General features: G+C 42.4%; 21 protein-coding genes and 1 pseudogene. 11 read left to right on the forward strand and 11 right to left on the reverse strand.

Features of this window, described 5'->3' with window-relative positions:
- The first annotated feature begins 9 nt into the window (after positions 1–9).
- Complete coding sequence (locus GJB62_RS09340; RefSeq protein WP_114084323.1) at positions 10–1,245, forward strand: methionine gamma-lyase family protein; 1,236 nt, start codon at positions 10–12, stop codon at positions 1,243–1,245.
- Positions 1,246–1,566: 321 nt separating this feature from the next.
- Here GJB62_RS09340 and GJB62_RS09345 read toward each other — a convergent pair.
- The 7 genes and pseudogenes from GJB62_RS09345 to GJB62_RS09375 all read right to left on the reverse strand — a co-directional run.
- Positions 1,567–1,677: pseudogene (locus tag GJB62_RS09345) on the reverse strand (hypothetical protein); the annotation flags it as partial.
- 411 nt (positions 1,678–2,088) lie between these two features.
- The gene (locus GJB62_RS09350; RefSeq protein WP_114084321.1) at positions 2,089–2,430 is read right to left on the reverse strand and encodes a cupin domain-containing protein; all 342 of its coding nucleotides are present in this window, start codon (positions 2,428–2,430) and stop codon (positions 2,089–2,091) included.
- Between the two features lie 193 nt (positions 2,431–2,623).
- On the reverse strand, positions 2,624–3,793 hold the full coding sequence (locus tag GJB62_RS09355; protein WP_114084320.1) for a zinc-dependent alcohol dehydrogenase: 1,170 nt from the start codon (positions 3,791–3,793) through the stop codon (positions 2,624–2,626).
- Between the two features lie 163 nt (positions 3,794–3,956).
- Positions 3,957–4,388 (reverse strand): hypothetical protein, encoded by a 432-nt coding sequence (locus tag GJB62_RS09360; RefSeq protein ID WP_243458341.1) that lies wholly within the window; start codon positions 4,386–4,388, stop codon positions 3,957–3,959.
- A gap of 335 nt (positions 4,389–4,723) precedes the next feature.
- Positions 4,724–5,422, reverse strand: coding sequence for an SRPBCC family protein (locus tag GJB62_RS09365; RefSeq protein WP_114084318.1), 699 nt, complete (start codon positions 5,420–5,422; stop codon positions 4,724–4,726).
- A 107-nt stretch (positions 5,423–5,529) separates the two neighbouring features.
- Positions 5,530–6,627: a DJ-1/PfpI/YhbO family deglycase/protease gene (locus tag GJB62_RS09370; RefSeq protein WP_114084317.1), complete on the reverse strand. Its 1,098-nt coding sequence runs from the start codon at positions 6,625–6,627 to the stop codon at positions 5,530–5,532.
- A 93-nt stretch (positions 6,628–6,720) separates the two neighbouring features.
- The gene (locus tag GJB62_RS09375; protein WP_114084316.1) at positions 6,721–7,122 is read right to left on the reverse strand and encodes a DUF2267 domain-containing protein; all 402 of its coding nucleotides are present in this window, start codon (positions 7,120–7,122) and stop codon (positions 6,721–6,723) included.
- 361 nt (positions 7,123–7,483) lie between these two features.
- On the opposite strand from GJB62_RS09375, the gene GJB62_RS09380 reads away from it, so the two are divergent.
- The 4 genes from GJB62_RS09380 (at position 7,484) to GJB62_RS09395 (ending at position 10,505) form a co-directional block, all read left to right on the forward strand.
- Positions 7,484–7,882: a DUF6335 family protein gene (locus tag GJB62_RS09380; RefSeq protein WP_114084315.1), complete on the forward strand. Its 399-nt coding sequence runs from the start codon at positions 7,484–7,486 to the stop codon at positions 7,880–7,882.
- Between the two features lie 318 nt (positions 7,883–8,200).
- On the forward strand, positions 8,201–8,431 hold the full coding sequence (locus tag GJB62_RS09385) for a hypothetical protein (protein ID WP_114084314.1): 231 nt from the start codon (positions 8,201–8,203) through the stop codon (positions 8,429–8,431).
- Between the two features lie 222 nt (positions 8,432–8,653).
- Entirely contained in the window at positions 8,654–9,145 is a 492-nt protein-coding gene (locus tag GJB62_RS09390; RefSeq protein ID WP_114084313.1) for an orange carotenoid protein N-terminal domain-containing protein, read from the forward strand.
- A gap of 910 nt (positions 9,146–10,055) precedes the next feature.
- Positions 10,056–10,505 (forward strand): orange carotenoid protein N-terminal domain-containing protein, encoded by a 450-nt coding sequence (locus tag GJB62_RS09395; protein ID WP_114084312.1) that lies wholly within the window; start codon positions 10,056–10,058, stop codon positions 10,503–10,505.
- A gap of 79 nt (positions 10,506–10,584) precedes the next feature.
- On the opposite strand, the gene shc is transcribed toward GJB62_RS09395, so the two are convergent.
- Positions 10,585–12,516, reverse strand: a complete 1,932-nt coding sequence (gene shc / locus GJB62_RS09400; protein ID WP_114084311.1) for a squalene--hopene cyclase — start codon at positions 12,514–12,516, stop codon at positions 10,585–10,587.
- A 120-nt stretch (positions 12,517–12,636) separates the two neighbouring features.
- On the opposite strand from shc, the gene GJB62_RS09405 reads away from it, so the two are divergent.
- A complete protein-coding gene (locus GJB62_RS09405; RefSeq protein ID WP_114084310.1) occupies positions 12,637–13,848 on the forward strand; it encodes a glycosyltransferase in 1,212 nt (403 codons plus the stop codon).
- Between the two features lie 62 nt (positions 13,849–13,910).
- Here the strand turns inward: GJB62_RS09405 and GJB62_RS09410 are convergent, their stop codons facing one another.
- The 3 genes from GJB62_RS09410 to GJB62_RS09420 all read right to left on the reverse strand — a co-directional run bounded on the left by GJB62_RS09410 (position 13,911) and on the right by GJB62_RS09420 (position 15,204).
- Complete coding sequence (locus GJB62_RS09410; protein WP_114084309.1) at positions 13,911–14,324, reverse strand: HNH endonuclease signature motif containing protein; 414 nt, start codon at positions 14,322–14,324, stop codon at positions 13,911–13,913.
- 1 nt (position 14,325) lies between these two features.
- Positions 14,326–14,706, reverse strand: a complete 381-nt coding sequence (locus GJB62_RS09415; RefSeq protein WP_114084308.1) for a hypothetical protein — start codon at positions 14,704–14,706, stop codon at positions 14,326–14,328.
- A gap of 147 nt (positions 14,707–14,853) precedes the next feature.
- Positions 14,854–15,204: a helix-turn-helix transcriptional regulator gene (locus GJB62_RS09420; RefSeq protein WP_114084307.1), complete on the reverse strand. Its 351-nt coding sequence runs from the start codon at positions 15,202–15,204 to the stop codon at positions 14,854–14,856.
- A gap of 80 nt (positions 15,205–15,284) precedes the next feature.
- Between GJB62_RS09420 and trxA the strand changes: the two genes are divergently transcribed.
- From trxA to GJB62_RS09445, 5 genes are all read left to right on the forward strand, one after another.
- Positions 15,285–15,608 (forward strand): thioredoxin, encoded by a 324-nt coding sequence (trxA, locus tag GJB62_RS09425; RefSeq protein WP_012412473.1) that lies wholly within the window; start codon positions 15,285–15,287, stop codon positions 15,606–15,608.
- 164 nt (positions 15,609–15,772) lie between these two features.
- Positions 15,773–16,567, forward strand: a complete 795-nt coding sequence (locus tag GJB62_RS09430; RefSeq protein WP_114084306.1) for an SDR family NAD(P)-dependent oxidoreductase — start codon at positions 15,773–15,775, stop codon at positions 16,565–16,567.
- A 261-nt stretch (positions 16,568–16,828) separates the two neighbouring features.
- Complete coding sequence (locus GJB62_RS09435) at positions 16,829–17,941, forward strand: alkene reductase (RefSeq protein ID WP_114084305.1); 1,113 nt, start codon at positions 16,829–16,831, stop codon at positions 17,939–17,941.
- Positions 17,942–18,287: 346 nt separating this feature from the next.
- Positions 18,288–18,953, forward strand: coding sequence for a nitroreductase family protein (locus GJB62_RS09440; RefSeq protein ID WP_114084304.1), 666 nt, complete (start codon positions 18,288–18,290; stop codon positions 18,951–18,953).
- A 282-nt stretch (positions 18,954–19,235) separates the two neighbouring features.
- On the forward strand, positions 19,236–20,534 hold the full coding sequence (locus GJB62_RS09445) for an MFS transporter (RefSeq protein ID WP_114084303.1): 1,299 nt from the start codon (positions 19,236–19,238) through the stop codon (positions 20,532–20,534).
- Positions 20,535–20,702: the final 168 nt, after the last annotated feature.

The following is a 20,702-nucleotide window of genomic DNA, read 5'->3' on the forward strand; positions in this document are numbered from 1 at the left end:
GAGGAACTGATGAACAGCTTAGAACAGCTGCGGCAAGCAGAACAGGCACTATTAGAAATTTTTTCTGGAATTGACACTCAGGTCAAGCATAATCTAAAACGAGTGCTGGATGCTTTTCGTAATCACCGTGTGGGCGCACACCACTTTGCTGGTGTAAGTGGTTATGGTCACGATGATTTAGGACGAGAAACTTTAGATAAAGTTTTTGCCGAAGTTATGGGTGCTGAAGCTGCGGCCGTGCGGGTGCAGTTCGTTTCGGGAACTCATGCGATCGCCTGTGCTTTGTTTGGTGTTCTCCGTCCTGGAGATGAAATGTTAGCAGTGGTCGGTTCTCCCTACGATACGCTTGAAGAAGTCATTGGTTTACGAGGTAAAGGTCAAGGCTCCCTTATCGAGTTTGGCATAAATTACCGCCAATTGGAGCTAACCCCCGAAGGAACTATAGATTGGCAAGCTTTAAGTACTAATGTGACTGAAAACACTCGTTTAGTGTTAATTCAGCGCTCATGTGGCTATTCTTGGCGACCTAGTTTATCAATTGCTGATATTGAAAAAATTGTCCACTTAGTCAAACAACAGAATCCGAACACTGTTTGCTTTGTGGATAACTGCTACGGCGAATTTATTGAAACAAAGGAACCTACAGCCGTAGGTGCTGATTTAATGGCGGGGTCACTGATTAAAAATCCTGGTGGCACAATTGTCAGCGCTGGCGGTTATGTCGCCGGTCGTGCCGATTTAGTGGAAGCATCCGCCTGTCGCCTCACTGCTCCCGGTATCGGTAGTTATGGCGGTGCTACTTTTGACCAAAATCGCTTGTTATTCCAAGGCTTATTTCTAGCGCCGCAAATGGTCGGAGAGGCGATGAAAGGGACTTATCTGACTGGTTATGTATTTGACAAACTAGGTTATCCAGTGAATCCCGCCCCCCTCGCTCCTCGTGGTGATGTGATTCAGGCGATTAAACTTGGTTCTGCCGAAAAGCTAATTGCTTTCTGTAAAGCTATACAACAGCATTCTCCCATCGGTTCTTACTTAGATCCTATTCCAGATGAAATGCCGGGGTATGAGAGCAAGGTCGTGATGGCTGGGGGGACATTTATTGAAGGGAGTACTTTGGAGTTATCAGCAGATGGGCCTTTGCGTGAACCTTATGTGGTTTATTGCCAGGGGGGGACTCATTGGACTCATGTAGCGATCGCATTAGAGGCTGCGATTAATGCAATAGGAAATGCTGGTGATTGATTACAGCATATATTCCGCAGGGCATCAGGTTTATTGAGAAATTAGTCAAAGGCGATCACATTTGTTACTTTTGCGATCGCATTTGCTACTTTTGCGAACGCATTTGCTACTTTTGCGATCGCATTTGCTACTTTTGCGAACACATTTGCTACTTTTGCGAACGCATTTGCTACTTTTGCGAACGCATTTGCTACTTTTGCGAACGCATTTGTTAATTCGGCGATCGCATTTGTTGATTTGGCGAACGCATTTGTTACTTCGGCGAACCCATTTGTTACTTTGGCGATGTCTACGGCTGGCTACGCCTACGCATTTGCTATACTACTGTTCTACTGATCCCATGATAATATCGATACTACCCAAGACTACAACCAGATCGGCAACCTTCACGCCGCGTAAGATTTCGGGTAATGCTTGCAAGTTATTGAAATTTTTTATTTATAGTTTTGTCTAGGAATGGATTTCAGAAAGCCCTGGCTTGTTTCGAGAAAGGTACAAGTAAAAGGCAATAGTTGACTGTATCGCTGTACTAGGCTACATAGCGAGTCAAAGTAAAAAGGGGAACAAAAGTGTTGTTCTCCTACGAAGGCTTTATATTCTAGGCGTTGCTGAATTAAAGTATGAATAACGAACCGCCTTCTCTACGAGAGCCTTCCGCCAACGCGCAGCGTCTCGTAGAGAAGGCGCAGAGAACGCAGAGAGAAGAAAGAGATGCTTAACTGAACTGTATTGCGCCATATTCTATGCAATCGAAAGCAGCTATAAGTTTTTAGCGATACCTTCTCTACGAGACGCTACGCGAACGGTGAGCTTCGCTAACGCAAAACTTCAGATAACTGCAAATCAGTTTTCGTCTCGCCCGTGAACTTGAGCGGGTGGACTGGTTGCCTCAACAGCAGTAAATGCTTCTAGGATTTTGTAAGTATGGCTGGCTCCTTTGGGTACAACCCAAGAACTTCCAGGCTCTAGTAAAATTGTTTGCCCTTCAATATGCAATTCTGCACGGCCAGTGATTACATAACCAACAGTTTCATATTCCCGTGCTGTTGGCTCTTTAGGTTCGTTCGGTTGCTCATTCTCCCACAGGCGCATAGAAATGCTTTTGCCAGATGCAAGATATTTCTGACCAAGTTGACCTTTAGGCGAATGACTAGAGTCTACTTTGATAACGGTTGTATCAGACATATTTTTTGCCTCTTTATATTTTTAACTTTGGGCATTGGGCATTGGGAAGAGGACTTGGGGACAAGGAGAATTGGGGACAAGGGGAAAGACTTGTTTCAAGTTCTCACCTCTTGTCCTCTTGTCCCCTTGTCCCCTTGTCCCCCATTCCCAATTCCCCATTCCAAATTCCCAATTCCCAATTCCCCATCCCCTACTAAGGTTTGAGTACAACTTTGATGCAGTTATCTTTCTTGTCTTTAAAAATTTCGTAGCCGTGGGGCGCTTGTTCTAGAGGTAATCGGTGGGTAATGACAAAGGTTGGATCGATTTCACCATTTTGAACGTGTTCTAGCAAGGGTCGTAAATACTTATGGACATGGGTTTGTCCCATTTTTAAAGTTAGACCCTTATTCATGGCAGCGCCCAACGGCACTTTATCTACAAAGCCACCATAAACCCCTGGAATTGATACATGACCACCCTTACGACAAGACACAATTACTTGCCGTAATGCCGTTGGACGGTCTGTTTCTAGACGTACTGCTTGCTTTACTTGGTCGTATAACGCCATGAAATCTGTACCGTGTGCTTCCATTCCCACTGCATCAATGCAAGCATCAGGGCCACGACCCCCAGTCATTTCATTGAGTGCTTCGCCAACATCCACTTCTTCGTAGTTAAGGATTTCAGCTTTACCGTATTCTTTAGCCATTTGTAGGCGTTCGGGAACGCGGTCAATGGCAATAACACGCTCTGCACCAAGAAGATATGCGCTTTGAATAGCAAATTGTCCGACTGGGCCACAACCCCAAACAGCGACAATATCACCGGGTTGAATGTTGCAGTTTTCAGCAGCCATATACCCAGTAGGGAATATATCTGTTAAAAATAGCACTTGCTCATCCGTCAAACCATCAGGAATTTTAAACAAACCCACGTCTGCAAATGGCACTCGTGCATACTCTGCTTGACCACCTGCATAACCGCCGAATAAATGAGAGTAGCCAAATAGACCTGATGGTGAATGCCCCATTTGCTTTTCTACCATCCAAGCGTTGGGGTTAGAGTTGTCGCATAGTGACGATAAATCTCGATTGCAAAAAAAGCAGTTACCGCAGGAGATGGTGAAAGGAACAACCACGCGATCGCCTATGTTCACATTTTTAACTGCACTTCCAAGTTCTACAACTTCCCCCATGAATTCATGACCAAGGATATCGCCCTTTTCCATTGTGGGGATGTAGCCGTTGTAAAGATGCAAATCAGAACCACAAATTGCCGTAGATGTAATTTTAATAATGGCATCGCGTGGGTTGAGAATTTTGGGGTCGGGAACTGTTTCCACCCGCACATCGTTTACTCCATGCCAGCAAACTGCCTTCATAATTATTTAGTCCTTAGTGATGATTTCTGTCTCGTTAATTTCAAGATAAAAATACTCGAATTAACCTATTGGGAGACGCGATAATCATCGCGTCTCGGTAATAGATCAAAGCTTATTCGACAATATATGAGTCAAACAATTAGACTCAAAGTTTGTTACCAATCTAGCTTCTATCTCTTAGTTGTTTGCTAGCAGGATTTTGGTAATAACCTTCTTTATCTCCGGCTTGGTTTTTTGCAGGATCAAAAAACTCTTTTGTGGCTCTAGGAGTTTCTTCATCCAAGTTTAACTTTTCCCGGATATTATCAGCAGCGCTTTTTAACGGATTTTGAGCGTTTCTTATTTGGGTATCGTTTCTTGATTGGGTATCATTTCTAATTTCACCTTCATCGGGTGTTCCTTTGTAATAAATACCCTCTGGAGTTTTAACAGTATCAGCTTGTGCTACATTAACGTAGCTAAAAGCCTGACCCAATAAAAACATAAATCCTACCAAAAAAACTACAAAAATTTGGGAAATACGAATATTTCTTAGCGCTGAAATTACTCGACTCATAAAAAACCTCAATTGCATTATGTTAGGTGGATAATTCAAAATACTGAATAACTATTCAGCATTCAGCTTTAAGAATAACTTTGATGTAGTTATCCTTTTTTTGTTGAAAAATATGATGGACGTAGGGTGTTTATTCTAAGATCACGACCACCAGTCATCTCTTTCAACGCTTTGCCAGTATTAACTTTTTAGTTGGCAAACTTTTTCGCCATCATTTTCAGGCGTTAGGGAAAGCGATTGCTTTTTCACCTCCCATTATGTAGGCACTAATCACGTCTCTAGCCCCACATCATTACCACCGTTTCAGCAGACTTTTCATAGTCCTTAATCATTAGTGATTCGCTTAGGCAAAATCAATGACAAATGACAACTAACTACTTGCGTCCAGAAGGTTGACCTTCGGTGGTGGCGATTTCGCCTGTTTCCATTAGCATCTTGAAGCGGCGCAATTCATCACCAATTTGTTGTTCTGGTTCTTCACCAAAAAGTTTAGCTACGGTAGCTCCCAATGCTCCACCGGGTGGATTATATTCCAAAACAACCTTAACTTCTGTGCCGCGATCGCCTGGTGCTTTTTTGAAGCGAACAAAACCAGAATTATCAACGTCTGCACCTTCTACAGAAGCCCAAGAAATAAATTCATTTTCCCGATCTTCCAGAATATCTGCATCCCATTCTACGGTATTATCCAAGGGTGCATTGGCTATCCAATGAGAACGTTTTTCGTTATGCACCTTGACAGATTTGAGATGCTTCATAAATGTGGGCAAATTCTCAAAGTCGTGCCAAAAACGATACAATTCTTCTGCCGATTTGTTAATTGTTACCGTCTTTTCAACTTTGATAGGTTGGTTTATCCCTATTGCTTCCTGTGCTTTCTGGATTGTGCTTTGTTTGGTTGCACCTTGATAAATCAAACCACCACCTGCTAAAGCCGTCAGCGCTCCCCGCAAAGAACCTTGCCTTAAACCCATCAGCACCATAGCACCGCCACCAATCAGAGATGCCCAACGCTCCACTTCACTAGCTTCAGTCTGGCTGGTACTTAATTTCTCACCTGATGTTGAAGTCACTTTTTTATATCTCCATCACAGTAATTATCCATAGAGGCGCAAATATCCTCTTCTTTCTATCTCTGTGTTATTTGCGCCTCTGCGATAGCCGTCTAAGTTCAAAAAACTTACATTGACACTGCCGCGCCTGTAGTCGGCTTAGGAGCCTGAATCTGACTACCTATCCGCGCCCGATACAGTTCTACTAATCGCTGTTCGTATTTCAATAAATCGTGATAAATTTCTTTGAAAATAGCAGTTGCTACTGGGTCAGTGAACATCGCCGACAAATTACCAATATCGCCGATACCAGTTTGCACATCACCTAAAGCAGAACGTAACTGATATATGTCATCACTTCCTGTAAAGGCAGTTTTTACCTTGGCATACTGATTAGCAATATTTGCTCCTAAAGAGGGTTTTTCGCCCAAGTGATGAATATAGGTTTCTAACTTTTGAATATGGCGCTGTTTATTTGCAATTATTTCTTGAAATACTGAATTGACTTCCCTATCTGATTCTTTTTCTAAATATTTTTCAAATGCTTCTAGCGAATAACGCTCACCAGCGAGAGCATTATTTAAACCTCTGGTAATATCACCTTTAGTTGAGCCACCCCAAGCATCAGCTAGCTTCCACCATTCAGCACTTGTGTCTTTCTCATTTGGTAATGCAGCATCTTTGCCACCATAACCCAAACGGCTCAAAATAGCTGTGGTAAAAATCGGCAAGTCTCCAGGTTCACGAGATGTAATCAAATTCCCGTCAACTACCACCGGCTCATCTAGATATTTTGCGCCAGCGTTAATCATATCCTTGGCAATAGCGATAAAACCAGTGGCTTGTTTACCTTTGAGCAAGTCGCCTTCAATTAAAACTTGTGGGCCATGACAAACCGCAGCGACTAGTTTTCCTTGTTGTATAGCTTCTTGGACAAAGCTTACTGTGTTGGTGTTGCGCCGCATTCTGTCGGGAGCCATCCCACCAGGAATTATCACCGCGTCGTATTGGGCTGCGATCGCTTCTGTTGTAGTACCATCAGCTTGGATACTAAGTTTGCCGCGTTTACCCTTATATTTTTCATTCATTCTGGAACCAAGGACTACTACCTCTATTCCAGCTTGTTTTAGTCCATTATAAGGAACTGTAAATTCTGCATCCTCTACTGCCTGTTCAATAAGGATGGCAACTTTTTTCTTCCCGGAATGATTGTTATGGTCAGTCATAGATGTTAGTACCTGTTTATTTCTAGCATTTAACTTTCATCAATTAGGAAAGTTAAAAATCCTGAATTGTGAACTTGATTTTTTTATTGCCTCTTATGCAGTTACTTCATCTGTTGATGAAATACCAAATAGCTCTTCATAATCGTGAGAGAAATAGGCGTGAAGTGCAGCAAATTTTTCGGGGCTAATAGCATTTTGCAATACAGCAAATACAGCCCGAACATGAATTGCAGCAGTCGTTGGTTCAATGTTTTCTTTTTGGCTTGCACGAGTGATAAATTCCTGCAAGTTAAAGGATTGACTACTATCTCCTTCTCTAACTCGCAAATAATTGCCTAGCTGTTGAGGCAAATTTGTAGCTAGTTCTTCTGCTTCATCACTTGCTATGCGTTCTTTTAGAGTTTCTAGTGTGGCACGGGTGGCACGTTCTGCTTCTTCACGAGAATCTGATTGAGCAAGGCTTTGTACATGTGTAATGAACTCGTTGTATTCCACTGTCTACCTCCGCTTCCCAAAATTCTTGAATGTTTTGTTATTTAGCATTCAGGTAGTTAAAAGCATTAGTCTAAAATTAAAATGGAGCAACTTCTGATTTTTCCTATTAATAAAAAAATAGTTATGAGTGAAAACTGGGCTACTGAATTATTTCGGTTTGACAAATTCTCACTCATAGCTAAAAACTTCAACTACAAGTTGCTTGACCATGATTTCATAATTCCAATGGTATGGTGCGATCGCTAGTTTAGCTTCGTACTAAGGGGATAGATTCTTTTATTTCTAAAGCTATACATCTCTAGTAAGATAACTTCGTGACAGGAAAACGTTATTGTGAGAATGCAGAAAAAAGGCTAGTATCATGGCAGAAAAAAATCATAATGACGAAATTCAAACCAATGATTTGCCACAGGAAATTACCGAATCCTATGGTACTGGTGTGAAAGAGTTGCCAGGATACAATATTGGTGGTAGCTCAATCAGAGAAGAAAGACGTGAGTATACAGAAACTAGTCCTGAACTCACTGGTGGGGATGTTGATGCTTATTGGCAAGATGCAGATGCAGTTGGGGATGAAGCTGTTGGTGGTAGTACTGCAACTCCCGATAAAAATGTAACTGAGGAGCTAGAAGCCGCAGTAGGGCTAGAAATGGCTGATTCTGAGTTTCTACATACCAATGATATTTTAGAGGATCGTGATGGCGATCGCTGGGAGTTAGATCCAAAGTCTTCTGAAGATTATCAAGAGCGGGGAGAATAAGCTTAATAAAAGCAGAAGCCGTATTTATACAGTGAATTCACAAATTTGATGTGGCTAAATTGGACAGTGCTTTTCTAAGCACTGTCACAACAAAACTAATCATCTATCTATCGAAATATATCTCGAAAATCTCTCAATTTGGCAGCATTGAAATTGCCAAGTTTTTACTTTGCCTTTCCTAAGCATTATTTTAGCTTTTGATATAGCAATCCGCTTTGATTTATGTTCGTGCAATGTGGCGTAGACATAATTATTTGCTTATGAGGCAATAGGCAAGAAATTTATTTGAGTTTGATTAAATGTTTTCAGAAATAAAATATGAGTTTTATCGAAGAAGAATTCAGAATTCAGGAGCCAGAATCCAGAATCGATTCTGTGCGACCGGATGAAGAATCGAGGTTTAAAACCCCCGATTTTAAGACGCTCGCTCGCGGAGCGTGCCGTAGGCAAGACTCGCTTTCCGCGTCGCTATCGTGGAGAAGAAAAAATTCTTTCCTTGCTGAAACCCCTGACTTGACTGCTGGGGTATTCTTAATTCTGTTAGCGTAGCGGGGCGAAGCCCATTCTGTCTTCTGACTCCTTCTTATATTGCATTTGCATCTAAGTTTAATTCTTCTTTCTAAAGTGAGACTATACTTTCCCCGATTTATGTTTTGTTTATAATTATTCTTCTTTCTGATTTTAATACCTATGTCTTCAGTAGGGTAAAACGTTAAATGTACATTTGATACCTTTACTAATAGCACTGATAAATTGCAATTGGAGTTCATAATGACATACACACAAACTAGCGATCCAACTATTCGGGAACATGTTCAGGCTTGGCAAAAGTTGGATGTGGATCAACAACTGGCTTTGTTTTGGTTCATTTACAAAGAAATGGGTGGCTCAATTACACCAGCTGCTCCTGGGGCCAGTACTGTTTCTCCAGAAATCGCGGAAGGTTTGTTTAATCAAGTTAAGGAATTATCTCACGAACAACAATTACAAGTTCAGCGTGACTTGATTAATAAAGTAGATACCCAAATTTCTCGTGAATATGGTTCTTTGGGTGATACCACTAAGTTACTTTTTTGGTATCGATTGTCTCAAGGTATGGACAATGGTACTATCATTCCTGTACCGTCTGATTATCAACTACCCTCAGAATCTAAAGCGTTGTTTGGTAGAATTCAAGGATTAGGCTTTGAGCAACAGATCACTCTTTTCCGTGATTATGTGTCGCCAATGGGTGCTGAAGCAAAAGCAGGTGCTGAAATTTAGTAGTTTTTAATTTTTTAGGCTGCTTGAGGTTATCTATTTAGCCTCTAAATGAGGATAAGATGGTTGTTATAGCAAGTTTATTTACTTGCAAAGTCCTGTATAAGCATCTATCTATACCTCTCTTCTTAAAGTTTTTTATATCCGCCAGTCGCTTAATATAAATTTAAATTTTGATACTGGCGGTTTCATTTTTTCTTGATAAATAAACACAGAGTAAAAATAAAACTCTTACCCTGTGAGCATTCATTTCATGAGGTCAGTTGCACCCTACAGTCCTAACGCCCTTTGTTTTGTACTCAATATATTAAAAGTAATTATATTTGAATTAATCTGTCTTTTGGTTGGTTTAAATATGCTTTTTTTATATTATGCTCTATCTTTTTATAGTTTTTTATCTAAAATTAAAAGCTTAAGATTAATACAGATATTAAGGTAGACAATTCAATTTTTTACACCGGAGATTTAATGAGTTTTTTCATATCTTATACCAAATTACATCTATGATAAACACAAAAATGTAACTAATTTACCATTAGCTGTTATGGCTCATAAAGATATTAATTGACGAAAGCCATACATATCAGCTTTTAAAGGTTTAAATAGAGGCGATTGCTAAACAGTCTTCAAAGCTATTTAATACTTAAGCTATGATACAACACCGACTAATAGAAGAGATATATTGCTAACAAAATTTCGACAATTTTAAGTAATAAGAATAGCGAAGCATACGTAAATTTGTAGCTATTTGCCTGACGAAAATAGTTAGCGACAGAAGAGACTTACCAAAATTAAATAATCTTCCCTAGTTCTGTTGATTAGTAAAGCCATAGTCTAATTGGTTCCAAGCAAAATTATAATTTTCACTTAAAAATTTTGAGTTAATTAAGTAGTTAATTACTTTGAGGTGCTTATGACTTCTACAAACGTCAACTTTTTAGAACAAAGTGTATCAAAATTTCAGCGTTTGGATGCAGACGATCGCTTGACTGTCTTAGCCTTACTTTATACTGAAATTTCTGATGAAATTCCATCGCTCTGTCTCAATAATGTACCAAATGAAAACACTGCGAATTTAGTTGCACAAATTCAAAAGCTGCCACAGGCGGAACAGTTGTTTGCTTTGCGTCAGTTGCTAAACAAAGATGAAGTAGAAGAAACAGCAATTCTTACTGAAGAGTACGCTTCAATGAATGCTGATGATAAATTGGGTTTTTGGTATCAATTAGCCCAAAACTTGGGAACTTCAATCATCGGTGTCCCAGATGACTATATAGCTTCTGAAAAAGCTACAGAAGTAGTAGATTTACTTCACACACCAAACATTGAGGATTTAGTGACTTTCTTCAAGCGGGTACTATAGTTTGACGGGTCAAAGACAGGTTTTGTGTAGTAAAATCTGTCCCTTTCCGATTCGGAGAGGGACAGATTTGAACTTTAGTTCAAGACAGGGAGAGATTCATCGAACCCATCACTGCTTGATAGCGACCTAGCGCGATTAAAGGAAAGTATTGTTGATACAGATGATATTTGAGATAGAAATGGCAAGGGAATCCAGTTCCTGTAAAGTCTGCCTCAAACCAAGTACCATCAGATTTTTGAGTTGCAACTAAATAGCCAATTCCTTGCTCAATAGCTTCAAGAGCTAATTTACCAGTTGCTTCACCTGCTGCCAAGAGGCCAATTAAAGCCCAAGCAGTTTGAGATGCAGTACTATTTCCTTTTCCTTTGAGACTGGGTTCATCATAGCTGCGGCAAGTTTCACCCCAACCTCCATCTGGGTTTTGGCATCCCACTAACCAAGCTGCTCCCCGTTCTATACTGAGTTTATGCCTTTGAGGATCAATTAACGCCAAGGCTGACAAAACGCCACTGGTGCCGTAAATATAATTTACACCCCAACGACCAAACCAACAGCCTTCGGTTTCTTGTTCGCGCAGAAGATAAGTTAGCGATCGCTCCAAATTATCACTATCAATTGACAAATCACAAGCACCAAGCATTTCTACGACTCTAGCCGTAACATCTGCGGTGTTTGGATCGATCATCGCTTTCAAGTCGCCATAAGGGATGGAGTTAAGCCAATCTTGATCGTTGTCCAAATCAAAAGCAGCCCACCCGCCTGGTTTACATTGCATAGATGCAATCCAGTTTACCGCCCGTGCGATCGCAGCCTGCTTAATTTTTTCATTGGGGAGTTTCGCCAAATGTAAAGCCATCACCACCACCGCCGAGTCGTCTACATCGGGATAAAACCGATTATCAAACTCAAAAGCCCAAGCCCCTGGTTTTCCTTGGCGATTTTTTACAGCCCAATCTCCATAATCTAAAATTTGTTTTTGCAACAACCATTCGCCAGCCTTTACCACGGCGGGATGATCTGGTGCAAAGCCGGATTCTACTAAGGCACGTATCGCCCAAGCTGTATCCCAAACCGGTGAAACACAGGGCTGGACTCTATAACTATTTTCTGTTTCAATGGCAAAGTTATCAATTGCTTGCAAACCTCGTTCTACAATCGGATCACTGCGGTCATAGTCCAGACACCGCAAAGCTAGCATTGAATTCAACATCGCCGGAATAATGCCGCCCCAGTCGCCTGTAGCTTCTTGCCGTTCTAAAATCCATTTTTCGGCTGCTTTGATGCCTTCTTCACGGAAGGGGACTAAATTCAGGCTTTCTGCCCACTTGAATCCTTGATCGAGGGTGAGGAATAAATCTGTCCAATCGCCACTTTGGGGCAATTCCCACCGGACTTGATCAACACCTTCAGCGTATAGCTCATCTAGGTTGATAGTTGGGTCAGTGATAAAAACAGGTTTGCGATCGCATACAATCAGCAATGGTACTGTACTGGAACGTGCCCAGCTAGACATTTCGTAGATATTGACAGGGAAAGCTTTTGGCAACAGCATTATCCAAGGTGGTAGCGAGGGGATACCGCGCCAGTTGTAGCAGCCAATCAAGGCTAAGTGCAACTTGGTAAAAATCCGAGTTTTGCTGATACCACCCCGTTGGAGAATAAAAGCTTTTGCCCGAATCATCGCCGGATCGCTTGCTGGTACACCTAGCAGTCTTAGCGCCATGTAAGCTTCCACTGAAGTGCTAAGTTCTCCGCCATCACCGTAATAAAGTTCCCAACCGCCATGCTGTCGTTGCTCTTGACGCAGATATGCTTCAACTTTGTGCAAAGGTCTAGTTTCGTCTGTTCCCCAAATCTTATGCAAAAGGACGGTTTCAGCAGTAATGGTGACATTAGATTCTAACTCTGCCCACCAGTAGCCTGCTGGATTTTGAATCGAAAGTAAATATTGTTGACTGGCTGCGATCGCTTCTGCAATTTGATTGACTTTTACCCTGTCTTGTGTTTGCATCAAATCCTATCTAACCTCACACTCAACACTAGCTATGAATACGGCAATACTATGAAAAATCTTTTTCTTTATTGGTAGACATAGTATTGTGTCTGAGTCACTGAGAATTTGCAATAGGTCATGGGTGTAATTGTATTAGGATTGACGCTGTTATCATTGACAATTTGGTTAGGATTACTGTGTTTTTGGGGACAATTTTGGCGGACAGACCAGCAATTAGAGACGGGAGAAACTCAACTACAATCGTTACCTGCGGTTTGTGCCGTAGTTCCAGCGCGTAACGAAGCTGAGTTAATACCAACCAGCTTGCGATCGCTCCTACTCCAAGATTATCCTGGTTCTTTCAACGTGTTTTTGGTAGATGATCGCAGCACAGACCGGACAGCAAATTTTGCCGAAGGGGTTGCACACGCTGTAGGTAAACCCCAGCAATTGCATATTATCTCAGGCGAATCACTGCCTGCTGGTTGGTCGGGTAAACTTTGGGCAGTTGAGCAAGGTATAAAGAGTGCTAGTAAATTCGCACCTGACTATTTTTTACTGACCGACGCAGATATCGAACACGATCCTGCTAATCTCCGGCGACTCGTTGCGAAGGCTGTTCAAGAAGATTTAGACTTGGTTTCGGTAATGGTGCGACTTAGATGTGAGAGCTTTTGGGAAAAACTTTTGATTCCGGCTTTCGTCTTTTTCTTCCAAAAACTCTATCCTTTTCGCTGGGTTAATAATCCAAACAATGCCACAGCCGCCGCAGCTGGAGGTTCTATTCTGATCGCCCGTGAAGCTTTAGAGCGAATTGGAGGCATTCAAGTGATTCGCCAAGCTTTAATTGACGATTGCGCCCTAGCTCAAGCTGTTAAGAAGAGTGGGGAACAAGGGGACAAGGAGACAAGGGGAATAAACAAAATTCCTAGTCAAGGGCGTATTTGGTTAGGATTGAGTCGCTTGACTCGCAGCCTACGTCCTTATGACTCGCTAGCGACAATTTGGGATATGGTTGCTCGTACTGCCTATACTCAACTAAATTATTCGCCATTACTACTCTTGGGCACTTTGGTGGGAATGCCTTTGATTTATCTAGTTTCACCTGTGTGTCTAATTCTAGGTGCAGTTTGGGGCAATTGGGCGATCGCACTTACGGGTTTATTAGGATGGCTGTTGATGACTTTCGCTTACTACCCGACAATCCGCTTTTATAAATGTTCTCCTTGGTTCGCTTTGAGCTTGCCTGCGATCGCGTTTCTCTATACGCTGATGACTCTAGACTCAGCGCTACGTCACTGGCAAGGGCGCGGAGGCGCTTGGAAAGGAAGAGTTTATCCCAGCCCTTAAAATTTCTTAAGTTTACTAAATTCCCTATTGCTCTGGGAGCATAATTGGACTTAATCTTATATCTACGGGTATTGTCCTTGACTTATCAACACTTGTCGAGAAAGAACCCGATTGGGAAGATTAAATTGAAGTAACCTTGCAGTCCCTTGACCAATCTGAGTTTTTCCTTCTATCCTGGCATTTTCAAGATAAAAATGTTCATCCCAAACCAGGCGACGCGGATTAAACAATGGGACAATTTCTTGAGTACGTTGGTCTATAGTAGCGAAATCAGAGCCTTTATGACGGTTACAAGATAAACATGAAAGTGCTAAATTCTCAGCAGTAGTTTCACCCCCATGTTTGACGGCAATAATATGGTCTACTTCATGGGTATAAATAGAAAAGTTTTGATGGATTCGGCAATATTCACAGCGTGCTGAAGCCCTCTGGATAACTAACCTACGGAGTTCCACAGAAATCGAATTAGAAGTCATGTTAACTGATTGCAGAATAAGCTCGTGCTTTTAATAAAATCATCATTTGCTCTAGCTGCTCGTAAACATCTAATTCTGCTAATTCCATTTGACTGAGTGTTGCAGAGCGATTTTTTTCTAGTAATTCTTGTAGGCGTGTTTGAGATTGAAATGAAACTTTAAAATTAATAATTTCTTCTGGTTTTGGCCCCTGAATTAAAAAATCAATAACTTCTTGATAAACTGCCGGAATATTTGTAGTTTCAGGATTACCTGTTGCCTGAATATTTGTTGGTAGATTAACAACGTCTAGTAATCGCCAAAGCAATTCGGGTAAGCGATTTTGCAGAGGTTCTAAACGTTGAGCTAGTTCATCGGGAATTTGAATGGTGAATTCTGCCATTGGTGCTTTTGTTGCTATTTTGCACTCTTAAGAATATGTGACTATATCATAATTGTAGCTTTCAAACCTCTGCATCCAATGCTATTGCGCTGGAGTAAGGATTAGCGATCGCCCCATTCTCCATTCTCCATTCCCCATTCCTAAATCCTAAATCCTTGAAGCTGTTTGTTTATCACTCGCAGGACTAACAGGCAATGGTTGAGCCGCTTTCAATACTGCATCCAGCAACCCTGGAAATAGCATCTCTAAATCTTCACGCCGCAGTATGTTGATGTGATGTGTCCCTTCTTTACGTGTAAAGACTATCCCAGACTCACGCAAAATCTTAAAATGATTGGACATTGTAGACTTTGCGATCGCAAAATCAAACTTGGCACAGCATTGTTCCCCCTCTGTCGCCAACAGCCGCACAATCTCTAGCCGCACTGGATCGCCCAATGCATACAGTACTCCCGGTAAAGAAATATTTTTTCTATCTGGATGATAAAGAAATCTCATAGTTGCATTATCTCATCAAGTGGCATATATTTTTATTATTCGATATTATCGAATTATAGAATTAACTAGGAAGGCAATTTATGTCATCCATTACAAATGTCACAGAAGCCACATTCAAGCAAGAAGTCTTGGAAAGTGAGATTCCGGTCTTAGTAGACTTTTGGGCCCCGTGGTGCGGCCCTTGCCGGATGGTAGGCCCAGTAGTCGATGAAGTTGCTGCGGAATACGAAGGACAGGTGAAATTTGTGAAGCTGAACACAGATCAGAATCCTACTGTCGCCAGCCATTATGGAATTCGCAGCATTCCGACGCTGATGGTTTTTAAGGGAGGTCGGCAGGTCGATACTGTCGTAGGGGCAGTTCCAAAAACCACCTTGAATAAGACCTTAGCACAGCATCTTTAAATCTAGGTACTGTTATGAGACGCATTTAGTTTGCAGTCTTCTCTAATCAAGGGAGACAGGAGTCAGAATACACTGACTCCTGTACAGACGCGATTAATCGCGTCTCTCCCCACTCTTGACTTCTGACTCCTGAATTCTGTTTCAACTAATGGGGAAAGAGCAAAATGGACTTGAAATTGCATGGTAAATCCGCGCTAGTTAGTGGCTCAACCGCAGGTATTGGTTTGGCGACAGCCCTTGGGCTAGCTCAAGAAGGTGCATCAGTAATTGTCAACGGTCGATCTGAGGAAAGAGTAGCCCAAGCGATCGCTAAAATTCAACAAAGTACACCAGACGCGAAAGTTTCTGGTGTTGTTGCTGACACGAGTACTGCATCAGGGGTAGAGGAACTCTTTCAAAAAGTTCCTCACGTTGATATCCTCATTAACAATGTGGGTATTTATGAGCCAAAAACCTTCTTTGATATTACAGATGAAGACTGGTTAAACATATTTCAGGTTAACGTTCTCAGTGGAGTCCGTTTGAGTCGGCAATATCTGCAAAAGCAGCTAGAGCAAAACTGGGGGCGGATAATCTTTATCTCCAGCGAATCTGCGATTCAGATCCCAGTAGAAATGATTCACTATGGCACAACTAAGACAGCGCAGCTTGCTATTGCCAGAGGTCTAGCAGAAATGACTGTGGGGACTGGAGTTACAGTAAACTCTGTTCTACCAGGGCCCACCCGTTCCGAAGGAGTTGAAGAGTTTATTATCAACCTGGCGCAGGAACGTGGTATTAGTCCAACAGAAGTTGAGGCTGAATTTTTTCAAAATGTGCGTCCAAGTTCCCTAATCAAACGCTTTGCAACTAATGAAGAAGTAGCAGCGATCGTAGTTTACCTTTCTAGTCCCGTAGCTTCAGCAACTAATGGTGCAGCTTTGCGGGTAGATGGTGGTGTTATTCGGTCGATTGTTTAGTGAATGAACTGTATACAAAATTGGGTATTGGGAAGACTTTTTTCTTGTTTTCCTTTTTAGAAATCAACCGCCCATAACTAAAGTTTTTGAGTACCTTAAAATCGACAATAACCTTTTCTTAGTGGTCTTTAGAGACTTTCGCTATTAGACTGAGAATTTATTGTGAGGCGGGCCAAATGAGAATAGCATAGCCCCGTCCTTATCTCCGAGCTATGGAGTTCTGAATTTTGAACTTTGAATTTTGAATTGGAGCAAAATAACATGACTAGTGATATCAACTTATTCTCTTCTTACCAATTAGGTAATTTGGAACTCCCTAATCGGATTGTGATGGCACCCTTAACCCGAAACCGAGCCAGTGAGGGAAATGTACCATACGAACTGAATGCTACTTACTACGCTCAACGTGCTTCCGCCGGACTGATTATTTCTGAAGCAGCACAGATAACTCCTGAAGGACAAGGCTATCCTGCTACACCAGGAATTCATTCGTCAGAACAGATAGAAGGATGGAAATTAGTAACTGATGCCGTACATCGGGAGGGTGGAAGAATTTTTATGCAACTATGGCACGTAGGCAGGATTTCCCATCCTGACTTACAACCAAATGGAGCTTTACCTGTAGCGCCTTCTGCCATTGCTCCTAAAGGTGAAGCTGCAACTTATGAGGGGCCAAAATCATTTGTTACACCCCGCGCTTTAGAAACTTCAGAAATACCACAAATAGTAGAACAGTACCGTCAGGGAGCGGCAAATGCTCTAGCGGCTGGGTTTGATGGGGTAGAAATTCACTCAGCCAATGGTTATTTAATAGATCAATTTCTCCGCGATCGCACCAATCAACGTACAGATAAATATGGCGGTTCCATTGAGAATCGCACCCGATTCTTGTTGGAAGTGACAGAGGCGGTAACTAGTGTATGGGATTCTAACCGAGTTGGGGTACGTTTCTCTCCCAGTGGGACTTTTAACGATATAGGGGACTCCAATCCGTTAGAGACATTCGGTTATGCAACTCAAGCGTTGAACCAGTTTAATTTGGCATATCTGCATCTTTATGAGGCAACAGAAGCAGACATCAGACATGGTGGGATAATTGTACCCACCAGTCATATCCGCGATCGCTTTACAGGTACACTCATCGTCAATGGTGGTTATACCCGTGAAAAAGGTGATGCAGTGCTGGCAAACAAAGCAGCAGATTTAGTTGCCTTTGGCACATTATTTATATCAAACCCAGATTTACCTCGACGCTTGGCTTTAAATGCACCATTAAATGAAGCAAATCAAGCAACCTTTTATGGTGGCGGTGAACAAGGATATACAGACTATCCATTTTGGTCGGCTGCTAATGAGGCAGTAGCTCAGGCGTAATACCCTTGATTTCTCACAAGTGAGAAATCAAGGAGTGTGGGAGGTGTGGGAGGTGTGGGAGGATGGGGAATAAATCTGACCCCGCACAACTCCCCACACTTCCCACACTCCCCACACTCCTCTGCCTACACTATGCGTGAGAAATCCGGAAATACTTCTCTGCGAGAGGCTGCGCCAACGACTACGCTCAAGACAAGCTCAGTACAAGTTCGTAATTCGTAATTCTGACTTTTGTTCGGAAACAAGGAATAATTTTTATTTTTGTTTCATGAATAAATAGATTCATTTGTATCCTAATTAGGAATTACGAATTATTTGGTCATAATTCAACTATCAGGAGAATCTCATGAGTTCCATCACCCAAACTCAAGCTTTAGATGTACCCAGTGCGATCGCTCAACGTCGTTCAATCAAAACTTTTACAACAGACCCCATTGCCCCAGAACTACTTAAGCAACTGGTAGAATTGACCGTGGCAGCGCCCAGCAGCTTTAATATCCAGTCCTGGCAAATTATTCTTGTGCAAGATGAGGCGCAAAAGGCAGCATTATCAGCAGCATCGTGGAATCAACAGCAAATTGTCCAAGCACCTGTAACCTTTGTATTTGCCGCCGATCCTAACGCAGGCGAACAAAACTTGCTTCCAATTCTAGAGCAAGCGGCCGGAACTGGAGCATGGAATGAAGGCACGGTAAACTACTTTAAAAGCGCCATCCCACAATTTCAAGCTGGGTTAGGCGACAAGCGACGCGAATATGCAATCAAAGATGCCATTATTGCCGCTACTCACTTGGTGTTAGCAGCAGAAAGCTTGGGATTATCCACTTGTTTTATGAACGGTTGGGTTGAGGATCAGGTAAAACAAGTGATTGGTGCTGGGGATAATCCAGATTTAGCGATCGCTGTTGTTGTTCCTGTTGGCTATGCAGCCGAACCACGCTTAAATCCAGGTCGTTTACCATTCTCCTCTAACGTCTCTGTAGACAGAATCGGTAATCCTTATGCAGGGTAGCTTTCACTAAATGGGGAATAGGGAATAGGGAATGAGTCTTTGATACTCGCTAACGAGTCTTTTATACTCACCAACGAGTCTTTTATACTCGTGAATGAGTCTTTTATACTCGCCAACGAGTCTTTTATACTCACCAACGAGTCTTTTATACTCACCAACGAGTCTTTCATACTCGTAAATGAGTCTTTTATACTCGCCAACGAGTCTTTTATACTCGTGAATGAGTTTTTGAACCTGCTCCCCCTGCCTCCCCTACTCCCCCTGCCCCCTGTCTCCCCAACCATGTCCCTAGCCTCCTTCCTAGCGCGTCGTTCGTTCCACTATGCCTGGATCGTTGCAGGTTTAACATTCCTCGCCTTACTCGTTGCAGCCGGAATTCGTTCTGCTCCCGGAGTTTTTATAGTGCCTCTCGAACAGGAGTTCGGCTGGAGTAGAGCAACTATATCTTTGGCAATCTCCATTAACTTAGTACTCTACGGATTGATTGGCCCTTTTGCCGCCACAGTTATGGAGCGAATCGGCATTCGCCGGATGATGGTGTTCTCACTTGCTGTCATTGCTCTTGGTGTCGGTTTAACTACTTTGATGTCAGCATCTTGGCAGCTAGTTTTGCTGTGGGGTGTAGTTGTCGGTTCTGGTAGCGGAGTTATCGCCCTGGTTTTGGGCGCTATTGTTGTCAATCGCTGGTTTTCTGAGAAGCGGGGTTTAGTTCTCGGCATCTTAACCGCCAGTACAGCCACAGGACAACTGGTGTTTTTGCCCATGCTGGCCTCAGTAGCCGATCGCTTTGGATGGCGAACTGCGGCTTTAGCTCTGACTGGTGCAGCACTTTTAATTATTCCAGCGATCGCAGCCTTTATGCGCGATCGTCCGGCAGATGTCGGTTTGCGACCCTTTGGCGACAACAGCGAAACTGTAGAAATATCACAGCCTAGAGCAAATTCCATCGCCTCTACCCTCAACGCCCTTTGGCTGGGAATGCGTAAGCGCGATTTCTGGCTATTATTTGGTAGCTTCTTTATCTGTGGTGCTAGCACAAATGGGTTAATTGGCACTCATCTAATCCCCGCTTGCATTGACCACGGTATCCCTGAAGTCAAAGCTGCGGGACTTTTGGCAATCATGGGGCTATTCGATTTTTTTGGAACTACTATGTCCGGTTGGCTATCCGACAGATGGAACAATCGCTACTTATTATGCTGGTACTACGGGCTGCGGGGTTTGTCTTTGATTTTCTTACCCTTCAGTTTCAACTTTTCCTTCTATGGACTTTCCATTTTCGCGGTCTTCTATGGACTTGATTGGATTGCTACCGTACCACCGACAGTCCGTCTTGTTGCCAATACTTTTGGTAAAGAAAATGTCGGCGTGATGTTCGGTTGGATTGTCGCAGGACACCAGCTTGGTGCAGCCACAGCAGCATTCGGAGCCGGAGTGTTAAGAACTTGGACGGGTAGCTATTTACAAGCGTTTATTTTATCAGGTATTCTCTGTCTGATTGCCGCAGTTGGTGTACTACAAATTGGTAAAACTCCCACTAAGGGCAATTCACAGTTATCTTCAGTCACGCTCAAATCTTAATTAGGACTTACGCAAAATATGTCTCAAACTCTGATTTCTCCGTGCCCTCTGTGCCTCTGCGGTTCGTTATTCCGTAACTCATGCGTAAGTTTTGTAGGTTGGGTGCAGCGATAGCGTAACCCAACATAAAATTTGGTGGTAATGTTGGGTTGCGTTTCACTCCACCCA

It is taken from the genome of Nostoc sp. ATCC 53789, from assembly GCF_009873495.1.
In the GTDB taxonomy this organism is placed as follows: domain Bacteria; phylum Cyanobacteriota; class Cyanobacteriia; order Cyanobacteriales; family Nostocaceae; genus Nostoc; species Nostoc muscorum_A.